17 protein-coding genes are annotated in these 16,915 nt (G+C 63.1%); 12 read left to right on the forward strand and 5 right to left on the reverse strand.

The features are described from left to right. Nucleotides 1-18 precede the first annotated feature (18 nt). The 4 genes from KTJ78_RS07430 to KTJ78_RS07445 all read left to right on the forward strand — a co-directional run bounded on the left by KTJ78_RS07430 (nt 19) and on the right by KTJ78_RS07445 (nt 3,927). Nucleotides 19-858, forward strand: coding sequence for a hypothetical protein (locus tag KTJ78_RS07430; RefSeq protein WP_217134141.1), 840 nt, complete (start codon nt 19-21; stop codon nt 856-858). Further along, nucleotides 855-1,967, forward strand: coding sequence for a ParB/RepB/Spo0J family partition protein (locus KTJ78_RS07435; RefSeq protein ID WP_217134142.1), 1,113 nt, complete (start codon nt 855-857; stop codon nt 1,965-1,967). The genes KTJ78_RS07430 and KTJ78_RS07435 overlap by 4 nt, the downstream gene beginning before the upstream one ends. Before the next feature lie 83 nt (nt 1,968-2,050). Then, a complete protein-coding gene (locus tag KTJ78_RS07440) occupies nt 2,051-2,740 on the forward strand; it encodes a hypothetical protein (RefSeq protein WP_217134143.1) in 690 nt (229 codons plus the stop codon). Between the two features lie 17 nt (nt 2,741-2,757). After that, nucleotides 2,758-3,927 carry a M23 family metallopeptidase gene (locus KTJ78_RS07445; protein WP_369808024.1) on the forward strand — a complete coding sequence of 390 codons (1,170 nt, stop codon included), beginning with the start codon at nt 2,758-2,760 and terminating at the stop codon, nt 3,925-3,927. A gap of 32 nt (nt 3,928-3,959) precedes the next feature. Here the strand turns inward: KTJ78_RS07445 and KTJ78_RS07450 are convergent, their stop codons facing one another. The 3 genes from KTJ78_RS07450 to KTJ78_RS07460 form a co-directional block, all read right to left on the reverse strand. Beyond that, a complete protein-coding gene (locus KTJ78_RS07450; protein WP_217134144.1) occupies nt 3,960-4,439 on the reverse strand; it encodes a GNAT family N-acetyltransferase in 480 nt (159 codons plus the stop codon). 94 nt (nt 4,440-4,533) lie between these two features. After that, nucleotides 4,534-5,373, reverse strand: a complete 840-nt coding sequence (locus tag KTJ78_RS07455; protein WP_217134145.1) for a TIGR02391 family protein — start codon at nt 5,371-5,373, stop codon at nt 4,534-4,536. Further along, nucleotides 5,354-6,388: a hypothetical protein gene (locus tag KTJ78_RS07460; protein WP_217134146.1), complete on the reverse strand. Its 1,035-nt coding sequence runs from the start codon at nt 6,386-6,388 to the stop codon at nt 5,354-5,356. The genes KTJ78_RS07455 and KTJ78_RS07460 overlap by 20 nt, the downstream gene beginning before the upstream one ends. A 92-nt stretch (nt 6,389-6,480) precedes the next feature. Between KTJ78_RS07460 and KTJ78_RS07465 the strand changes: the two genes are divergently transcribed. The 4 genes from KTJ78_RS07465 (at nt 6,481) to KTJ78_RS07480 (ending at nt 10,301) form a co-directional block, all read left to right on the forward strand. Next, nucleotides 6,481-6,786 (forward strand): DUF6112 family protein, encoded by a 306-nt coding sequence (locus KTJ78_RS07465; protein WP_217134147.1) that lies wholly within the window; start codon nt 6,481-6,483, stop codon nt 6,784-6,786. A gap of 104 nt (nt 6,787-6,890) precedes the next feature. Then, nucleotides 6,891-7,214: a DUF6112 family protein gene (locus KTJ78_RS07470; RefSeq protein WP_217134148.1), complete on the forward strand. Its 324-nt coding sequence runs from the start codon at nt 6,891-6,893 to the stop codon at nt 7,212-7,214. A 36-nt stretch (nt 7,215-7,250) separates the two neighbouring features. Beyond that, entirely contained in the window at nt 7,251-8,702 is a 1,452-nt protein-coding gene (locus KTJ78_RS07475; RefSeq protein ID WP_217134149.1) for a type IV secretion system protein, read from the forward strand. A 138-nt stretch (nt 8,703-8,840) separates the two neighbouring features. Continuing rightward, nucleotides 8,841-10,301 (forward strand): SCO6880 family protein, encoded by a 1,461-nt coding sequence (locus tag KTJ78_RS07480; RefSeq protein WP_217134153.1) that lies wholly within the window; start codon nt 8,841-8,843, stop codon nt 10,299-10,301. 22 nt (nt 10,302-10,323) lie between these two features. Here KTJ78_RS07480 and KTJ78_RS07485 read toward each other — a convergent pair whose 3' ends face one another. Together KTJ78_RS07485 and KTJ78_RS07490 are read right to left on the reverse strand one after the other, a co-directional pair. Next, nucleotides 10,324-11,118, reverse strand: a complete 795-nt coding sequence (locus KTJ78_RS07485; RefSeq protein WP_217134155.1) for a MerR family transcriptional regulator — start codon at nt 11,116-11,118, stop codon at nt 10,324-10,326. Beyond that, nucleotides 11,111-12,370, reverse strand: coding sequence for an MFS transporter (locus KTJ78_RS07490; protein WP_217134156.1), 1,260 nt, complete (start codon nt 12,368-12,370; stop codon nt 11,111-11,113). The genes KTJ78_RS07485 and KTJ78_RS07490 overlap by 8 nt, the downstream gene beginning before the upstream one ends. Nucleotides 12,371-12,501: 131 nt before the next feature. On the opposite strand from KTJ78_RS07490, the gene KTJ78_RS07495 reads away from it, so the two are divergent. The 4 genes from KTJ78_RS07495 (at nt 12,502) to KTJ78_RS07510 (ending at nt 16,912) form a co-directional block, all read left to right on the forward strand. Beyond that, complete coding sequence (locus tag KTJ78_RS07495) at nt 12,502-14,019, forward strand: putative type IV secretion/conjugal transfer ATPase (RefSeq protein ID WP_217134158.1); 1,518 nt, start codon at nt 12,502-12,504, stop codon at nt 14,017-14,019. Nucleotides 14,020-14,021: 2 nt separating this feature from the next. Beyond that, complete coding sequence (locus KTJ78_RS07500) at nt 14,022-14,537, forward strand: hypothetical protein (RefSeq protein ID WP_217134160.1); 516 nt, start codon at nt 14,022-14,024, stop codon at nt 14,535-14,537. Beyond that, complete coding sequence (locus tag KTJ78_RS07505) at nt 14,534-15,079, forward strand: hypothetical protein (RefSeq protein ID WP_217134162.1); 546 nt, start codon at nt 14,534-14,536, stop codon at nt 15,077-15,079. Before KTJ78_RS07500 ends, KTJ78_RS07505 begins: the two co-directional genes overlap by 4 nt. 66 nt (nt 15,080-15,145) lie before the next feature. Further along, on the forward strand, nt 15,146-16,912 hold the full coding sequence (locus KTJ78_RS07510; protein WP_217134165.1) for a TraM recognition domain-containing protein: 1,767 nt from the start codon (nt 15,146-15,148) through the stop codon (nt 16,910-16,912). Nucleotides 16,913-16,915: the final 3 nt, after the last annotated feature.

Consider the following 16,915-nt stretch of genomic DNA (forward strand, 5'->3'; position numbering starts at 1 on the left):
CTCATGTCAGGAGTCACCATGACACCCCAACTCTCGCAACACCAGCATCCTGCCCCGGACTTCACCACCGGTGAAGGGCTGCGGGCGCTCATCACGGACCTCAATGAGCACAATGCGTGGGCGTCGAGCCCAGTCGCAGCCGAGCTCATGGTCTACGTCACCCAGAAGTACACGCCGATCGCGAAAGCGTGGCGGCGTGCGCCAGAAGATGCCGCATACGAGGCGTTCCTTGCGATGCGGCAACCCACCACGCTCCGCGCCGACGACCCCTGGGCGGTGATCACCCGTGCCGTCGCGCTCGGCATCGCCGCCGAAGTGCACGCGGACCGGAACATGACCAGCCAAGACAAGGCACGCCGCCCCTCAAAACGCCCCGCTGAGGAACCGATGCGGGCGGGTCACTACGAGGAGTTCTTCTACGACGTGCATCCCCACGCGCACTCCCTCTACGCGCGAAGCCATGAGGGTGAGGATCATTCGGTGGATCGGGTGATCCGCGCCACGAGCGTGTTCCTCGTCCTCACCGACTGGCCTGCCCGCCCCGTCGAACAGGCCGTGGACTACATCGCCCACCGCATCACCGGATTATCGTCATCCAGCTCGGCGCTGGAGATCGTGTCGAAAGAGCTGCACATCGCGATCCGGCTCGGCTACACCCCAGAAGCTTGGGCGGGCCTGGTGCGTCTTGTCGTCGGCACCAAAACTGGGAGGCGAAAAAGCGGCGACTATGGCCTCTTCGCTCGTGTGCTCCTCGGTGACGATGTCGCCGACCTCCTCCGCGATGAAACGCTCGTGGAAGCATCCCGCCGGATGGCGTCCGTACCTGACCTGCAGGACGGGCAAGGGGGTGCAGCATGAGTCGCGGGCATCTGGTACTGGAACACGCCATCGATCAGCTGAAGAAAGGGTCGCAGTATCGCCGCGACCCCGATGAAGACCTCGACGAGCTGTGTGACTCGATCCGCCGGGTGGGAGTGCTGAACCCGCCCGCGGTCACCGAGGACTACGTCATCATCACCGGGAACCGCCGGGTCGCCGCGATGGAGCGGATCGGGATGCGCGTCACCCCGATCTGGGTCGTTCCCGGCGTCTCGGACAAGCTCTCCTACGTCCTCGCAATCCGTGACGAGCAGACCCTGCACAAAGCGCTGAAACCGCTCGAGCAAGCAGAACTCTACGAAGAACTCAAACGCCTGTATGCGGAGGATACGGCTCGTGCGAAAGCAGGTTCGCTGTTCGGTGAGGGCGGGCGAAAGCAGGAACAGAGCGGTGGTGCCGATTCGGCACCACCGCAAGACCCCGTCAACGTCAACGACCGGAAAGCACGAGTACAGGCAGCCCGTGCGGTGACGGGTCGGGATTCTCGGACCATGCTGGAACAGATCAATCAGCTCAAACACATCGCCGCCGACGACACCGAAGACCCCTATGTGCGCCAGCACGCCGCGGAAGCGCTTCTCGAGATCAACGAGGACCGCAAGGTCAACGGTCGCTACCAGGCAGTGAAGACCCGTCAACACCTCGCACACCTCACCCGCACCGCTGAGGACCCCGATATCCCAGAGGCAGCCCGCCGTGCGGCTGTTGCTGAGCTGCGAGGGCTTTCTGGGATCGACTCCCCGGCGGAGGCGATGAAAGAGTCCGGGCTTGCGCTTGCCCGCGTGCGCGAGATCCAGAAAGCCGCCACCGACGAGACCTCGCTGGGGTGGAAGGACGTGGATCCGTTGCTGCGGGAGAAGCATGCGATCCGCAAGCTCGTCGATCTGCTGCGACGGGAGCACGGCTGGTGGGACGGCTACGACCCGGCCGAGTTCGGCCAGTACGCCGACGACGAGCAGTGGGACCTCGTCGCCACCTACATCACGTCAGCCTCGAGCTTTCTCGAGCAGGCACAAGAGACCCGCGATACCGCTCAGGGCCAGGGCTCCGAGGTTCCCGAAGAGAGCGTTGACGCCGCGGACGGGTAGCCGAGCGGTCCGGGGGTTTCTGGGTGGGCAGCGCACCTGATGGGTGACTCTGCCCGCCCTTCTTTCGTGTTTGGAGGCTTCTCATGTCTGCACCCGTTCTGGATGATCAGCAGCGCCGCAAGCGTCGCCTGATCATCGCCTTCACCGCCACCAGCCTGGTCATCGCGATCCTCGCCGGGATCGGTATCTACGGCCTCATCACCGGCCCCACACCACACGCCCCATCTGAGACCACACTGCCGGGCTCGGCCTCGACATCCCCGCCCCCGAGCGAGAAGCCCGGAGAACCGAAACTGCCGAGACTTGCCCGGACGAATGACCCGGAGGTCTATGTTCGTTCGGTCGCTGAAGCGCTGTTCACGTGGGACACGTTCACGCTGCTGACCGCGTCGGATCACCGGGCGGTGTTGGTCGAGGACGCGGACCCCTCGGGCACCGAAACTCCGGGGCTGATCGCTGATCTCGACGGCTACTTCCCGTCCGCGTCGACGTGGCGTGTTCTGGCGGAGTACCGCACCAGGCAGTCGATCAAGATCGACCGCATCTTCATCCCCACCCAGTGGGACGAAGCCGTCACCGCCTCCGGCGGGCAAATCGCAGAAGGCACCTACGCCTACACGGTCGAGGGCACCAGGGTGCGGGAGGGCGTCTGGTACGACGATCCCGTCGACAGTGCGCATGCGGTGGCGTTCACGGTGTTCGTCTCCTGCGAGCCGGTGTTCGACCGCTGCTATCTGCTGCGCCTGTCTGAGCTCGACAACCCCCTCCGATAGAACGAGAGGGACCAGTCGTGAAGAAAGCAGCCATCGCCGCGCTCGTGTTTGTTCTGCTCGCGCCGATGCTCGGGCTCCTGGGTATCGGGGTGGTCATGAACCCTGCGGTCACGAATCAGGCGAACTGTGTCGCCTCCGATGTGATGCTCGGGCCGATCCCGGATTCGCTGGAAGTGACGATGAAAGACGGGTACACGTTCACGCTGAACAAACAGCAGCTCACCCACGCCGGAACCATCATCACCACCGGCGCGAACACTCCTGAGGTGGGGCGTGATGGGATCCTCATCGCGCTCATGGCGGCGCTAACGGAGTCCACGCTCCGCCAGCTCGCGAACACCGGCACCTACCCCGAGTCCGGTAACTACCCGAATGACGGCAACGGGTCCGATCACGACAGTCTGGGCCTGTTCCAGATGCGCCCCCAGGCCGGGTGGGGCACCGTCGCCGAGCTCATGGACACCACCTACCAAGCGAAGGCGTTCTACGGCGGCCCAGACGGGCCGAACTATCCCTCACCGCGGGGGCTGCTGGACATTCCTGGGTGGCAGCAGATGGACAAGGGTGAAGCCGCCCAAGCCGTCGAAGTGTCCGCCTACCCGGACCGCTACCAGAACTATGAGCCCGTAGCCCGCACCATCCTCGATGCCCTCACCGTTCGCGGCGGCGGGAATGGCAGCGGCGCGCCTGGGGATGCGGATATCCCGGAGACGAGCCGGTTGGTGTTTCCGCTGCCGACCGGCACCTACGTGCGCACATCGACATTCGGCCCGCGCACCGACCCGATCACCGGTGAGGCGAGTTTCCACTCCGGAACCGACTGGGCCGCGTCCGATGGTACGGCGATCTTCGCTCTCGCGGACGGGGTCGTGACGTATGCGGGCATGGTCGATGGGTATTCGGGGCAGATCACGATCGAGCACACCATCGGCGGGGAGAGAGTCGCCACGAAGTACATCCACATGTGGGAGCACGGTATCCATGTCACCGCAGGTGACCGCGTCATCGCGGGCCAACACGTTGGCGATGTTGGCAGCAGCGGCCATTCGACCGGTCCGCATCTGCACTTCCAAGTCCACCCCGGCGGAGCCGGATCGCCCGCGGTCGATGCCGAGCCGTGGCTCGCTGAGCGCGGCGTCGAGGGCATCGACGCCGCCGCAGGCGGCGGCCCCAGCTGCGCGGTGTAGAACTTTACGCGGTCGCCGTCAGGCCGTTGTAGTCAGTGCTGCGTGGTAGCGGTGATGATGTCGATCGGAGAGGCACCGAAGTTATCGTGCGCGCGGATCGTGAACCCGACCCCTACGAAGAATTTACGCCGCAGCCTGGGATCGGTGGAGAGGTCGATGGATCCGCCGATGAAGGTGCATCCACGCTCACTCGCCTCGGATGCATATGCTTCCAGCAGCGCTCGACCTACTCCGCGAGATCTCACGGACTCCCGGACATGGATTCTCTCGAGAAACGCGTGGGGTGGCCGCGGGAGTTCAAAGGCTTCGAAGGCGCTGTTACCGGTGAAGTCCGAGTCGAACGATCCGGTCAACACACCGCTGATCTCTCCCTCACACCAGGCCACAAGAGTCACGTAGCGGCTCGCTGTGCGCCGGTAGAGGTAGACGAGGTTCTGGGGGAAGTCGCCAGAGCCTTCGAGCATCTGACACAGCGCAGCCCGATCTCGCCCTCGGAGTGTCTCAACGTGCATTGCGTCCATACTCCAGTGGACCACATCGGAGTCGATCGCACGCGAGACTACTGCGTTGTTCTGCACTGCCAAACGGGGCTGTCGAACTGGCTGGCTATCGGAGGGGTTGTCGAGCGGCCGTGTCGAGTCTGCGGTGGACGTATGAGAACAGGCTGAACGCGTCGTAGAAATCAGGCATGACTTCGACGTTGTCGATGCGGTTGGAGTGAGCACGGGGGTTTCGGTAATGACCGTGGATGCCAAGAACCAGATTCTTGAACCCGCGATGCTCGCTGACGTCAGAGTCATTCTCGTACCGGTTGATGTAAAGCAATGGCGGATCCTGACGTGTTCCGAACACGCCGTTATAGAGAGCATCACCCTCTCCGGCGAAACCTGTGATCGCACGAACTCGCGTTGGGATGCTCTTCGCCGCCTCCGAGATTGCGTGGAACAGCGAGCGAGTAACGAATTCCTCGGCGCAATACTTGAACAATTCCTCGTGAGTTCCGCGACGGCGAAGCTCCATGTGCAGTGTTCCGGCGAGGGCGGCTGCTTCGGTGAGCGTGCTGGCCCTCGTGCCCCGAGCGAGCTGGCCCTTGTCATTGATCCGGTATCCGTAGTGCACCATGAACTCGGAGAGTTGGTCGCGTAGTTGCCCAAAACGATTGGGGTCTCGCGTGTATCGGGCCGGTGACATCGCCTTGGTGATGAAGACCGCCACACAGTTGCCCAGACCCTGACGATACTGCTTGTTGTTCAAGGTGATGTGGAGGCTCTCGCGCTTGTTCCTTCCCTGCTCGCGTTGACTTATCCCTGCCATCGGGAGCAGCGCATCGATCTCGGAGTTACTCAGACCCGGGTACTCGGTCTGGGCTAGGACATCGGCGACGCCTTTGATGAAATACATTGGGAAGGGGTCGATCCGACGCGGTTCACGACTCGAGGTGGTCATCGCTCTCACCATCCTCCTCATCGGGGCGGTTGCGCTGGTCTGAGCTCTGTCGCTGACTCGCCTGCTGGTCGATTCGATAGAGCTTGCGTGCGAACTGGATCGCGTCGGGGGCCGAGTACCAGCCCTTGTCCCGGAGGTGTTCTTCCCAGTCGAGTTCGTCGAGCCGGTGAATGTCGATGCAGTAGTGCAGATTGTCCGCAGGGATGACGTGCCGTTCGGTGAAGTACCAGCCGTTTCGTCGTTCGACGATTCTCCGAAGAGTCGGGCGGTTTCCAGCAAGGTCTTGGGAGCGCAGTCTGGTCACGTCTGTGAGCATGCTCGCGAGTTCTTCGACCGATTGAGTTGGGACGTTGAGGCCAGTGCCAAGGTCACGCCCAGCATCTCGAACGGCGTAAACGAGCGACTGATAGAAGTCCTCAGGAGTCGTGGAGGCATCCCAAGATGTACTCGACAAGACTGTGCCATCATCTTCCTCAAGCTGGACGACGAGCGTCTCCGTTGAAGGACGGTCGATGAGGAAGCGGTAGTGAATGTCGGTTTCCCACACAGGAACCCGAACGCCGTCCGCAGTGATGAGCTGATCCTGCGTCGCCTGACGCAAGGCTCCGATCAAGGAATCGCGGGTTGTGACGTTCACTATGTTGCGGTAGACGTCGAGCTCATCCTCCAATTCCGCAAGCTGCCGATCGACCAGCGACTGATGGATGTCATCTAGAGAGTGGGCGGCCGTATCCGCGGTTTGCTTTGCCTGTTCAGCGACGCTCTCCGCGCGAGAGGCGGTGCGCTCGACACGCTCGAAGCTGCGGCGCATCCCAGCCAGCAAGAGCTCGCCTGGGATCAAAAGCAATACGACGACGGCCATGTTCGCCAAGAGGTTGCTCCACCACGCATCAGCATGCTGCAAGAGCCACGAACCGAACGCCAGCCCCAATCCGACGAGTGCGGTGACGCTCAAGATCAGCGCCCGAGGACGCCAGCTCTCGGAGGCGTTCGCAGCTGCGCTTCTGGTGCTCATGCTCCATTCTATTCCGTGACGCGCATGGGACTGAAGATGCCGCGCCGCACCTGAGAGGTGCCCACCCGCACCGCTCATGTTTGGAGACCCACATGCCCACCATCGCACTACTACTGACCGTGCTCCCTGCGGAGAACGTCTACCCGGATCTGTCCGGGGTGGGAGGTCGCAGCACCCTGATCTCCATCGTCGGCGCACTGCTCACGATCGTGCTCATCGTGTCCGTGCTCATGCTCGTGGTCTCCGCGATCATCTGGGCAATCTCGTCCTCGAACGGCAACCCCGGTGTCGCAGCGAAAGGCAAAGTCGGGGTCTTCGTCGCCCTCGGTGCCGCCGTCCTCGCCGGAGCCGGAGTCGCCTGGATGAACTTCCTCCTGAACCTCGGCGATGCCCTCTAACACCCCGTATCCCCGGGCTTCGAGTCGGGTGTTTCGGGGTCGCACCTGACGGGTGACCCCGCAGCTATCTCGTTGCGGGCCGAAGCCTGTGAAGGAGCCCCACCATGCTTGCCGTCCTCGACACCCTCACCGCCGCCGCCGCAGTCCTGCCCGCGAACATCAACATCACCCCGAACGACTCCGGCCTCCCCGGAATCGGTGCCCTTCGCACCGTCGTCGGTGCAGTGATGACGATCGGGCTGATCCTGTCCGTGCTCGCCCTCATCGTCTCCGCGGTGGTGTGGGGCTTCGGGTCAAACTCCTCCAACCCCCACCTGGCTTCCAGGGGAAAGGTCGGGGTGCTGATCTCCTGCGGCGCGGCGATCATCACCGGCGCATCAGTCACGCTCATCAACTTCTTCTGGAACGTCGGCCAGACCGTCTCCTAACCCACGACCTCTACCCGAAGAAGGGAGGGGAACCCAGTGGCTGGAATCTGCGACGTCCCCATCATTAGCAACGTCTGCGACGCCGTCGGTGAAGGGGCCGCCACCCTCGTGGCAGCCCCTTTCGACTGGCTCGCACAAGCCATCGGGCAGGCCGCGTCCTGGATCTTCCAGGGCGTGTGGGCACTGTTCGACTCCACCACCCTGGTCGATGTCACCGGGGCGGGCTACATCGGCGTGTACAACGTGATCTTCGGGATCGCGATCTTCATCATGCTGATCTTCTTCTGCCTCCAACTCATCACCGGCCTCATCCGCCGCGACCCCACCGCCCTGTCCCGCGCAGCTCTCGGGCTCGCAAAGAGCGTGTTGGGGTCGTTCCTGGTGATCACCCTCACCGCAACTCTCCTCGAGGTCGTCGACCAGCTGAGCATCGGCATCATCCAAGCCACCGGCACAACGTTGGAGGAAATGGGCGGGAAGATCGGTGTTCTCGTTGCCGGGCTCACCGCGATCAACCTCACCGCACCAGGAGCCGGGGCAATCATCACGATCTTCCTCAGCTTCCTCGCGATCTGTGCCGCTGCGATCGTCTGGTTCTCACTCCTCATCCGGAAGGCTTTGATCCTCGTCGCGGTCGTCATGGCACCGATCGCTTTGTCGGGAGCGTCGTGGGATGCGACGAAGGGATGGTTCGGGAAGTGGGCATCGTTCGTGCTCGCGCTGATCTTCTCCAAGCTGGTGATCGTGGTGGTGTTTCTCGTCGCCATCAACCAGGTCAACGCCCCCATCGATCTGGACCTGTCCTCGATCGCGGATCCGATCGCGGGGATCGTGCTGATGTTCATCGCCGCGTTCGCCCCGTACATGGTGTACAAGTTCATCAGCTTCGTCGGCTTCGACATGTACCACGTCATGTCCGCCGAACAAGAATCCAAGCAAGCCATGAACCGGCCCATGCCGCTGCCAGGGAAACCCGACGGTGCAGGCCCGCAGAAGGTCCTCGACGGCGGTGACAACAAGGGTGGCGGAAACGGTGGAGGCGGCAATGCACCGCCGCCACCGAGCGGGAAGCCATCTGCGCCTGCGGGCGGTGGTGCAGGTTCCGCAGGTGCTGGTGCGGCGTCCGGCTCCGCGGGCGCTGCTGGATCCGGTGGCGCGGCAGTAGGATCCGGGGGCGGTGCTGCAGCCGCGGGCGGTGCCGGAGCGGGAGCTGCGGCAGGGCCGATCGGGATCGCCGCGGTTGCTGGGGCGAAGATCGCCAAGGGAGCCGCGGAAGCAGGACCGAAGCTCGGCGGCGCTATTGGTCGCACCGCGGACAACCACGCCGGGGCCGCAAGCGAAGCACAGACCCCACCACCACCGCCGGATCGCTCCACGCCGCCCGCCCAGCCGAGCGCACCGCCCTCGGAAGCTGTACCGAAGACGCCTCCGGCGAAACCTGCGGGTGGGGACGCACCGCCACCGCCGAAGCCCGCACCGAAGTCCTGAACCGACTTCGCACCTGAAAGGAGAGAGAAGACGCACATCCGTCACGCGGGCGGTAACCCAGCACCGGGTTGCCGCCCGCTTCTTCGTGTCCGTACCTGACCTGCACGTACCCGACGTCGTCTTCAGGAGGAGCCACAGATGAGTACCGCATCCACGCAGAACGAGTTCGAACTGTCCCCGGTGAAGTTCTCCCGTCTCACCAAACGCGGAATCATCCTCGGCCTCTCCCTCCCACAAGTTATTGCGCTCTCGATCGCAGTCGCCGTCTTCATCGCCTCCCTGTACACCGGTGGACCCGCGGCGCTCTACACCGCACCCATCTGGGGCACCGCGATCGCCCTCACCTGGGTTCCCATCAGCGGCAGGAAACTCGTCGAATGGGTACCGATCACCCTGCACTGGCTCCTCCGCCAGGCACTGGGGCAGACCAGGTACCGGCGGCGCGTCGTCAAGCCCCGGCCCGCTGGGACGCTCGCGCTCCCGGGGGATGCGGCACCGCTTCGCCAGTACGAGGACCCCGAGACCGGGGCGGTCATGGTGCACGATCCGCACGCACAGACGTTGACTGCGCTGGTGGAGGTGACCCATCCGTCGTTCATCCTCCTCGACCCCGGAGAGCAGGAACGCCGCGTGCACGCCTGGGGACGCGTCCTGTCCACCGCCTGCCGCTCCACCCGCATCGCCCGCCTGCAGGTGCTCGAGCGCACCGTCCCCGACTCAGGTTCCGGGCTCGCACAGTGGTGGGCCGAACAGGGCAACGACGACGACTCCTGGGTCGCTCGCACCTACCGGGAGCTCATCGACCGGGCAGGCCCCGCTGGTGAACGGCACATCTCCACCATTTCGCTGTCCCTTGATATGCGGGCAGCGTCCCGCGCGATCCGCACCGCAGGCGGCAGCCTCAAAGGAGCAGCCGTCGTCCTGAGACAGGAGATGGACACCCTCACCACCGCGCTGCGCACCGCAGATCTCAAACCCACCGCCTGGTACACCCCCGGTCAACTCGCCATCATGCTCCGCTCCGCCTACGACCCGGCAATCGCCGCGACCCTGGAACGCTCAGGCGAGATCGGGCAAGACCTCGCCGCCGCAGGCCCCGTCGCGGTCGAAGAAACCTGGGACGGGCTTCGCTCTGACAGCGCCCATCACGCAGTGCTGTGGATCAGCGAGTGGCCACGCTCCCTCGTCTACCCAGGCTTCCTCGCACCCGTCCTGCTGTCCTCCGGGATTAGGCGCGCATTCACCCTGCTGTGTGACCCGATCCGCTCCGACCAGGCAGCCCGCGACATCCGCAAGAAGAAAACCGAATACATCTCCGACGCGGCCCAGCGACAAAAAGTCGGACAAATCGAAGACGCACAGCAGACAGCCGAATACCAAGACGTCCTCCAACAGGAAGCAGACCTCACCAGCGGCCACGGCGTCCTCCGCTACACCGGCCTCCTCGCCATCTCCGCCCCTACCGCTGACGAACTCGAGGCCGCGGTATCCGCGATCGAACAAGCAGCAATCCAAGCATCCTGCGAGACCAGGCGGCTCGTCGGCCAGCAAGCTCAAGCGTTCGTCGCGGCAGCGTTGCCCCTGTGCCGGGGACTATAAGCGTATGGCTACCTGTGTCCCGTTACGGCGTTTGCTCGGGCAGTGAAATTAGTTCACTCAGCCGTGTTTCAAGTTGGAGCAACACTGCGCGTTGTTGTCTATTCAGCACGTCGGCTGAGTGTTGAGCCAAAAGATCAGCGGCACCAGTTGCCTCGAACGGAGATTCATGCGCTGCATAGCTGGTGATCAATGGTGCAAACACTTTCAAGAAATGCTCCACCAGGTCAGAGATTTCGTCTTCGCTGGTGTTGTCGCCGAGTTCAGCAAACCGCCTGTTCATTGAGCTAACTGCAGGAGCGAACTCTTCGCTGCTGAGTTGCCGGTAGAGCTCAACAAGGTGGTTCATGCCTCCCTCGCCCGCGAAATGAGCAAGAAGAACGGCCTGGTCCCGATCGAAGCTTCCATACCAGGCGGGCAGGTCTTCGGTAGTGAGCGCGGTAAGGAATGGCGCTATTTCTGGGGGCGTGTCAGGAGCAGCTAGGTGAGAACGGAGTTGTTCGATGAGTGCTCGCTGTTGCTGCAAACGTTCGATCTCAGATACAAGTTCCTCGTCAAGTTGCGCTAACAGTTCTTGAGTGCCTGTTTGAGGGTCACTGATTGGGGTTTCTGGTTGGTCGAGAAGATCTGGCATCTGCTCGAGCGCAATGCCCAGCGAGCTGAGCCGTTTGATGCGCAGCACGCGGATAAGATCATGCACCGTGTAGTCACGGTACCCGTTGGCCCCACGTTCAGGTTCTTCAAGGACGCCGACCTGGTGGTAGTGGCGGAGTGCTCGAACTGTCACCCCAGCGAGCCTCGCTAGTTCGCTGCTACGCATCTGTCACCTCCTCTGAAGTCTTGTTCGTGCCTGTTGCAGTATCTGCTTCTTGTGGTTCCAGGTTACGCAAAGACCGCGCGGTCAAGCCAAGAATGAGTGCGAGCAGCCACATACTTGACAGTGCGATCGAAGCGACCTGCACATTGAAATACTCGGTCAAGATTGCTGCGGCCATAATGCCCAGCGGGGGTGCTGCGGTCATGATGGCATTCTGGGTACCCATAATGCGGCCACGCATTTCTTCCGGGATGCGTTCGATCATCAGCACCCCAATCAGGGCACCGAAGAGGCCACTTGCAGCACCGATGACGAATGCGCCAACGAAGATCACCCAAACAGTGATCAGCGAAGCGATGATCCCGAACCCAATAGCGGTGCCGATCAGCCCCACAACAAGCCAGATGCGTCGTGGTGTTTTCGTGCCTGCCACCGCGTAGATGCTGCCGCCGACGAGCATGCCTATTGCGAGAGCGGTGAGTACGAAGCCGAGCAATCCTGGCTGGTTGATTTCGGTGAAGTACACCGGCAGAACCAGTCCTTGGAGAGCCCCCAACACGAGCACAGAAAATAGGCTCAGTGTGGTTGTGACGATCAGGAACGGGTTGGTGAATAGTGTGCGCCAGCCCGTACGAAGTTGGGTCCAGGAACTCGCAGTGGTCTCATCCGTTTCGCCCGGCAGAATCTTGCCAACTTCGCGCGGTATCAGCAAGGTGAGTAGAGCCGCGCCAAGCGAGGTGGCTGCGGTAATCCACAGCACTGTCGAGCCGTCAAAGAGCACCATCAGGGTGCCAGCTGCCGCAGGGCCAAGAAGGATCGCGACAGCTCCGAGGGCTTCGCGAATTCCCATGAGTCGTTCTGAAGTGATTTGGCCGTGTCGAAGAATTGCGGGAAGAAGCGCGTCGCGTGCGGTGAGCCCTGGCACGTCACCGACCGAGCCAAGGATGCCGAACAAAATGAACCAGCCAATGTTCAGTCCAGAAATCATGTCGATCAGAGGCAGTGCTGCAATCGCGGCAGCAGAGATGAGGTCAGTGACCACCGATGAGGTGCGCCGGTTGATCCGGTCGATGACCACACCCATGGTGAGCCCCGCAATAACAGCTGGAATCGCGGTAGCGGCTGCGACGGTACCGGCCCCCAGGGCGCTTCCAGTAATTTGCAGCACGATCAGCGGCAACGCGATACCCGCTATCGAGTTGCCCAGTAACGACAGTAGATATGAGGCGAGATACGCGAAAGAGATTCTGTTCATACCTCAAGCAAAAACTATGACGTAGGGGCGGAGTCAAGCGTGGGAGGGAGCATGCCTAGCGTCCCGCGGAGCAAGTCGACACAGCAGCAAGGTTCGTACCTCTCAAACACCAGCTCTGAGAGGTAGCCACTGTGTCCCAGAACCGTTCACCGAAGAAGCTCTACTCCACCGTCCTCGTCGAAGACGGCACCGGACGTAAACACCGCAAGGCGCGTGAGCGCGCGGCCCGCCAGGTCATCGCCCGCGAGCATGCCGAGCAGCGCGCCACAGAGAAAGCGAAGCTCACGGCGGAGCGCGCGGAAGCGCGTTCCACGAACTACCTCCCCAAAAGCGGCGAGCCGGGGCCTGCGGGATTGCGTTCGTATCGACGGTTCCGGGTGCCCGCGCATCAGGACACGTCCGCGGCACTGCAGGGCGCGTACCCGTTTCTCGCTGAGGGCGGGCTCGGGTCGCAGGGGGTGTTCGTTGGGCAGGACATATACTCCGGTGGGTCATTCGTGTACGACCCGTGGGTGCTGTATCAGCGGGGCATCATCACCGCCCCGAACCTCGTCCTCGCGGGCATCGTCGGCTCGGGGAAGTCATCGCTCGCGAAGAGCCTGTACACCAGGTCGATCCCGTTCGGCAGACGCGTCTACGTTCCCGGTGATCCGAAAGGCGAACACACCGCCGTCGCAGAAGCGGTCGGCGGGCAAGCGATCGTTCTCGGGCACGGGTTGAAGAACCGTCTGAACCCACTCGATGAGGGCTACCGTCCCGCTGGGCTCTCCGACAGTGAGTGGGCATCCACGGTCGCGTCGCGTCGTCGGGATCTGATCGGCGCGCTTGCTGAGACCGTGTTGGAGCGGTCGCTGTCTCCGTTGGAGCACACGGTGATTGATATCGCGCTGCAGGCGGTGGTATCGTCTGCGTCGGTTCCGATCCTGCCGATGGTCGTCGACCGCATCCTCCGCCCTGACAGTGGTGATGATGAGCGGCTCGCTGAGGACGGTCGGATGGTCGGGCATGCGTTGCGCCGCCTGGTCTCCGGTGACCTCGCAGGCCTGTTCGATGGGCCGTCGACGGTGACGTTCGATCCGACGTTGCCGATGATCACCCTCGACCTGTCGCGGGTGGTGGAGAACTCGACTCTGATCTCGGTGCTGATGACCTGTTCGTCGGCGTGGATGGAATCCGCTCTGCTGGATCCGAACGGTGGTCAGCGGTGGGTTGTGTACGACGAGGCATGGCGGCTGATGTCACACCCTGCCTTGTTGAAACGAATGGATGCACACTGGCGACTTGCCCGCCATTACGGGATCGCGAACCTGCTCATCTTTCACAAGCTCACCGACCTCGACAATGTCGGCGATCAAGGCTCTGCCATGCGAGCACTCGCGGGCAGCCTGCTCGCGAACGCGGAATCACGGATCATCTATCGGCAAGAGTCCGACCAGATCGGAACCACTGGCAAGACTCTCGGGCTCACCGGTACCGAGCAGAAGCTCCTCCCGTCCCTGGGAACGGGCCAGGGCCTGTGGCGGATCAAGGAGTCCAGTTACGTCGTGCAGCATCAGCTCCATCCCGAGGAGCTGAGGGCCTTCGACACCACCCAGCGAATGACACAAGCGCCACGCACGCAGGTAGCGGATGCGGTTGGCGAGGCGTGATCGTGGACGAGGAGTTCGAGTCGCAGCAAAGCTCCCCAGCAGTCGTGGGTGCACCGGGCAGGCTCACCGAAGAGGAGCTGTCCCGGAACATGATGGCTCTGCACGACGGAATGAGTGGCCTCGGTACCCGGTACGACAAGCATGTCTTTCTCGCGTTCGAAGACCCGGTGACGTTCGGTGCTGGCCACTACGTCTTCTACCCGCTCGAGGGACACGCGTCGAGGTTCGCGGTCACCGAGCTGTACACCGGCACCGACTGGCGAGACGACGAAAGGGCTCCGACCTCCTGGTCGTGGGAATCAGAAGTCCACGTGCCGAGTACGGATGGTTCGTACCCGTGGATGACCATCGGTGAGGGCGAGATCGCGTCCGATGACTACGAGCAACTGCTGCGCGTGACCGAAAACTGGGCGAAGAACACATACCAGTTAGCCGAGCGCGCAGAAGCCCTAGCGATGGAAGCGGTCGATCGCGGAGACGTGGGCCGGTCGGGGCCAGATCGCACCTTCCTGGCATGAACCTTCGACGACGCCTCCGCGCACGCAAACCCGACACCCCGACCTTCAGCGAGAGCCTTCCGCGGGTCGTGCCTGCGGTGTTGCCGCAGATCCTTCTCGAAGCGGTTTCTGACACGAGCCTGGTCGTGACGGTCAACGGCGACAAACTTGCCGCCACCCCGATCACCCGTAGTGAGATCGCTGCAACAGTGACCGAGCTCGTCGCCCGGTTTGCTACGCGGACGAGGGTGGAGGTGCGGGAACTCGATGGCAGTATCCGAGCTGACATCCTCACGCCACCCGCTCCGCAGCCTCGATCTCCGTTCGCTCCGCCCGAAACAGCCGGAGCACCAGTGTCGGTTCCGAGCTTGTTGGAGTTCACAGCAGAAGGGTTCGTCCCCGGTGAGGATGTCGCCGTAGCGATCGTACTTCGTCACTCATCAGCAGATCACACCGGGAATGCCCGTGCCCTGATCGATCAAGGCGAAAAGTTCACTGTGAGGGACGAGATTGTCCTGTTGGGGCGCATCTCGGGCACGACGTCGGTCCAAACCATCGACTAACTCTGGCCCGTACCTGTTCTCTTGACCCCGCTTCTTCCGCCTCTGGGGTCGGGAAGGTGCTGTGTCGTGTCTGGACCTGTACAGGCGAAACCCGCCAACGATCTCTTCATCAACCTCGCACTCGGTGCGCTCGTCACTGCCGCCGCGTTCACCGGGCTCCTGCGTATCGCAGGCTCCGTAACTGCGTTCCTGACCGGCCTGCCGGAGCCAACCTGTGGGTTCACCTCCGGGCTCGCGGTGCTCGCGCACCCGACAGATCCGGGGGCGGCGCTCGGCGCTGAGGGGCTCAACCCCGTTCTCTATTGGATGGTCGTGTTCGTGTTCCTTGGCCTGTTGGGTGCGGCAGGGTTCTTCGTCGCGCGGGCGATCTACCGGTCTCGGTCGAAGACGGATCCGCACCGTCTCGCGGGAACGGCAACTGCGGGTGAAGTCGCACAGGTCGCCTCCGCGAAAGCTCTCGTGAAGAAATCCGCCACACTGCGCCCGTCACTCACCGAGAAGCCCAGGCCAGAGGAGGTCGGGTATCTGCTCGGGACGGCGAAAGGCGGGCAGGTGTGGGCAACGGTCGAAGACTCAATCCTTCTCATCGGCCCGCCCCGTTCCGGAAAGGGCCTACATGTGGTGATCAACGCGATCCTCGACGCACCAGGAGCCGTCATCACCACCAGCACTCGTCCCGACAACCTCACCGCCACGATGAAGGCCAGGGAACGGAAAGGGCCAGTGGCAGTGTTCGACCCGCAGCAACTCGCCCCTGGCCTGCCCTCAGGGATGCGGTGGTCTCCCGTGCGGGGCTGTCAGGACCCGCTGACGGCGATGATCCGCGCGAAAGGCCTCGCCACCGCGACCGGATTCGGCGGGGTCCAAGACGCGGGCTTCTGGGAAGGAAAAACCACCGCCGCAATCCAAGGCCTCCTCCACGCGGCAGCCCTCGACGGACGCGATGCGAAGACCCTCTATCAATGGGCGCTCAACCCCACCCTCGCAGCAGACGCAGTCCGGGTCCTCTCGTCGCATGCGGGGGCAGCGGAAGGGTGGGCAGACTCGCTGGATGCGATGGTGCAGGCCGATCCTCGCACCCGCGACTCCATCTGGCAGGGAGTTTCCCTCGCGTTCTCCGCCCTCGCAGACCCCCGCGTTCTCGATGCCGTCAGCCCCGCACCGGGTGAGGAATTCGATCCCGAAAGTTTCCTCCTCGGCAATGGGACGCTCTATCTCCTTGCTACCGGCGCTGGGGCGGGCGCATCGTCTGCGCTGGTGGCAGCATTCATCGAAGACCTCGTCGAGACCGCGAGGAAGATCGCCGCACGCTCACCAGGCGCACGCATGGACCCACCGTTGCTTCTGGCTTTGGATGAGATCGGAAACCTCGCCCCGCTCCCGTCACTGCCGACGTTGATGGCGGAAGGTGGCGGCACCGGCATCACGCCCCTTCCCGTGCTGCAGTCGCTCGCGCAGGCGCGGGAGAAGTGGGGCGAGAACCAAGCGAACGCGATCTGGGACGCCTCGATCGTGAAGATCATCCTCGGCGGAGCATCCAACAGTCGCGATCTCCAGGACCTCGCCACCCTCATCGGCGACCGCGACGAAACCACGGACTCCATCACCACCGACGCGTACGGTGCGCATTCCAGGCAGCGTTCAATCCGTCGAGTCCCGATCCTTCCACCCGACGTACTGCGGACCCTCCCGTTCGGGACCGGTGTCGTGATGCTCCGCACCGCACGCCCCATCATCACCAACCTCCGCCCATGGCCAGCACGCCCCGACGGGAAACAACTACGAGCCGATCGCAAGAGCGTCGAACAGGCATTGCAGGGCGGATCACGGTGACGG

The sequence above is a fragment of the Leucobacter chinensis genome (assembly GCF_019049105.1).
GTDB lineage: Bacteria > Actinomycetota > Actinomycetes > Actinomycetales > Microbacteriaceae > Leucobacter_A > Leucobacter_A chinensis.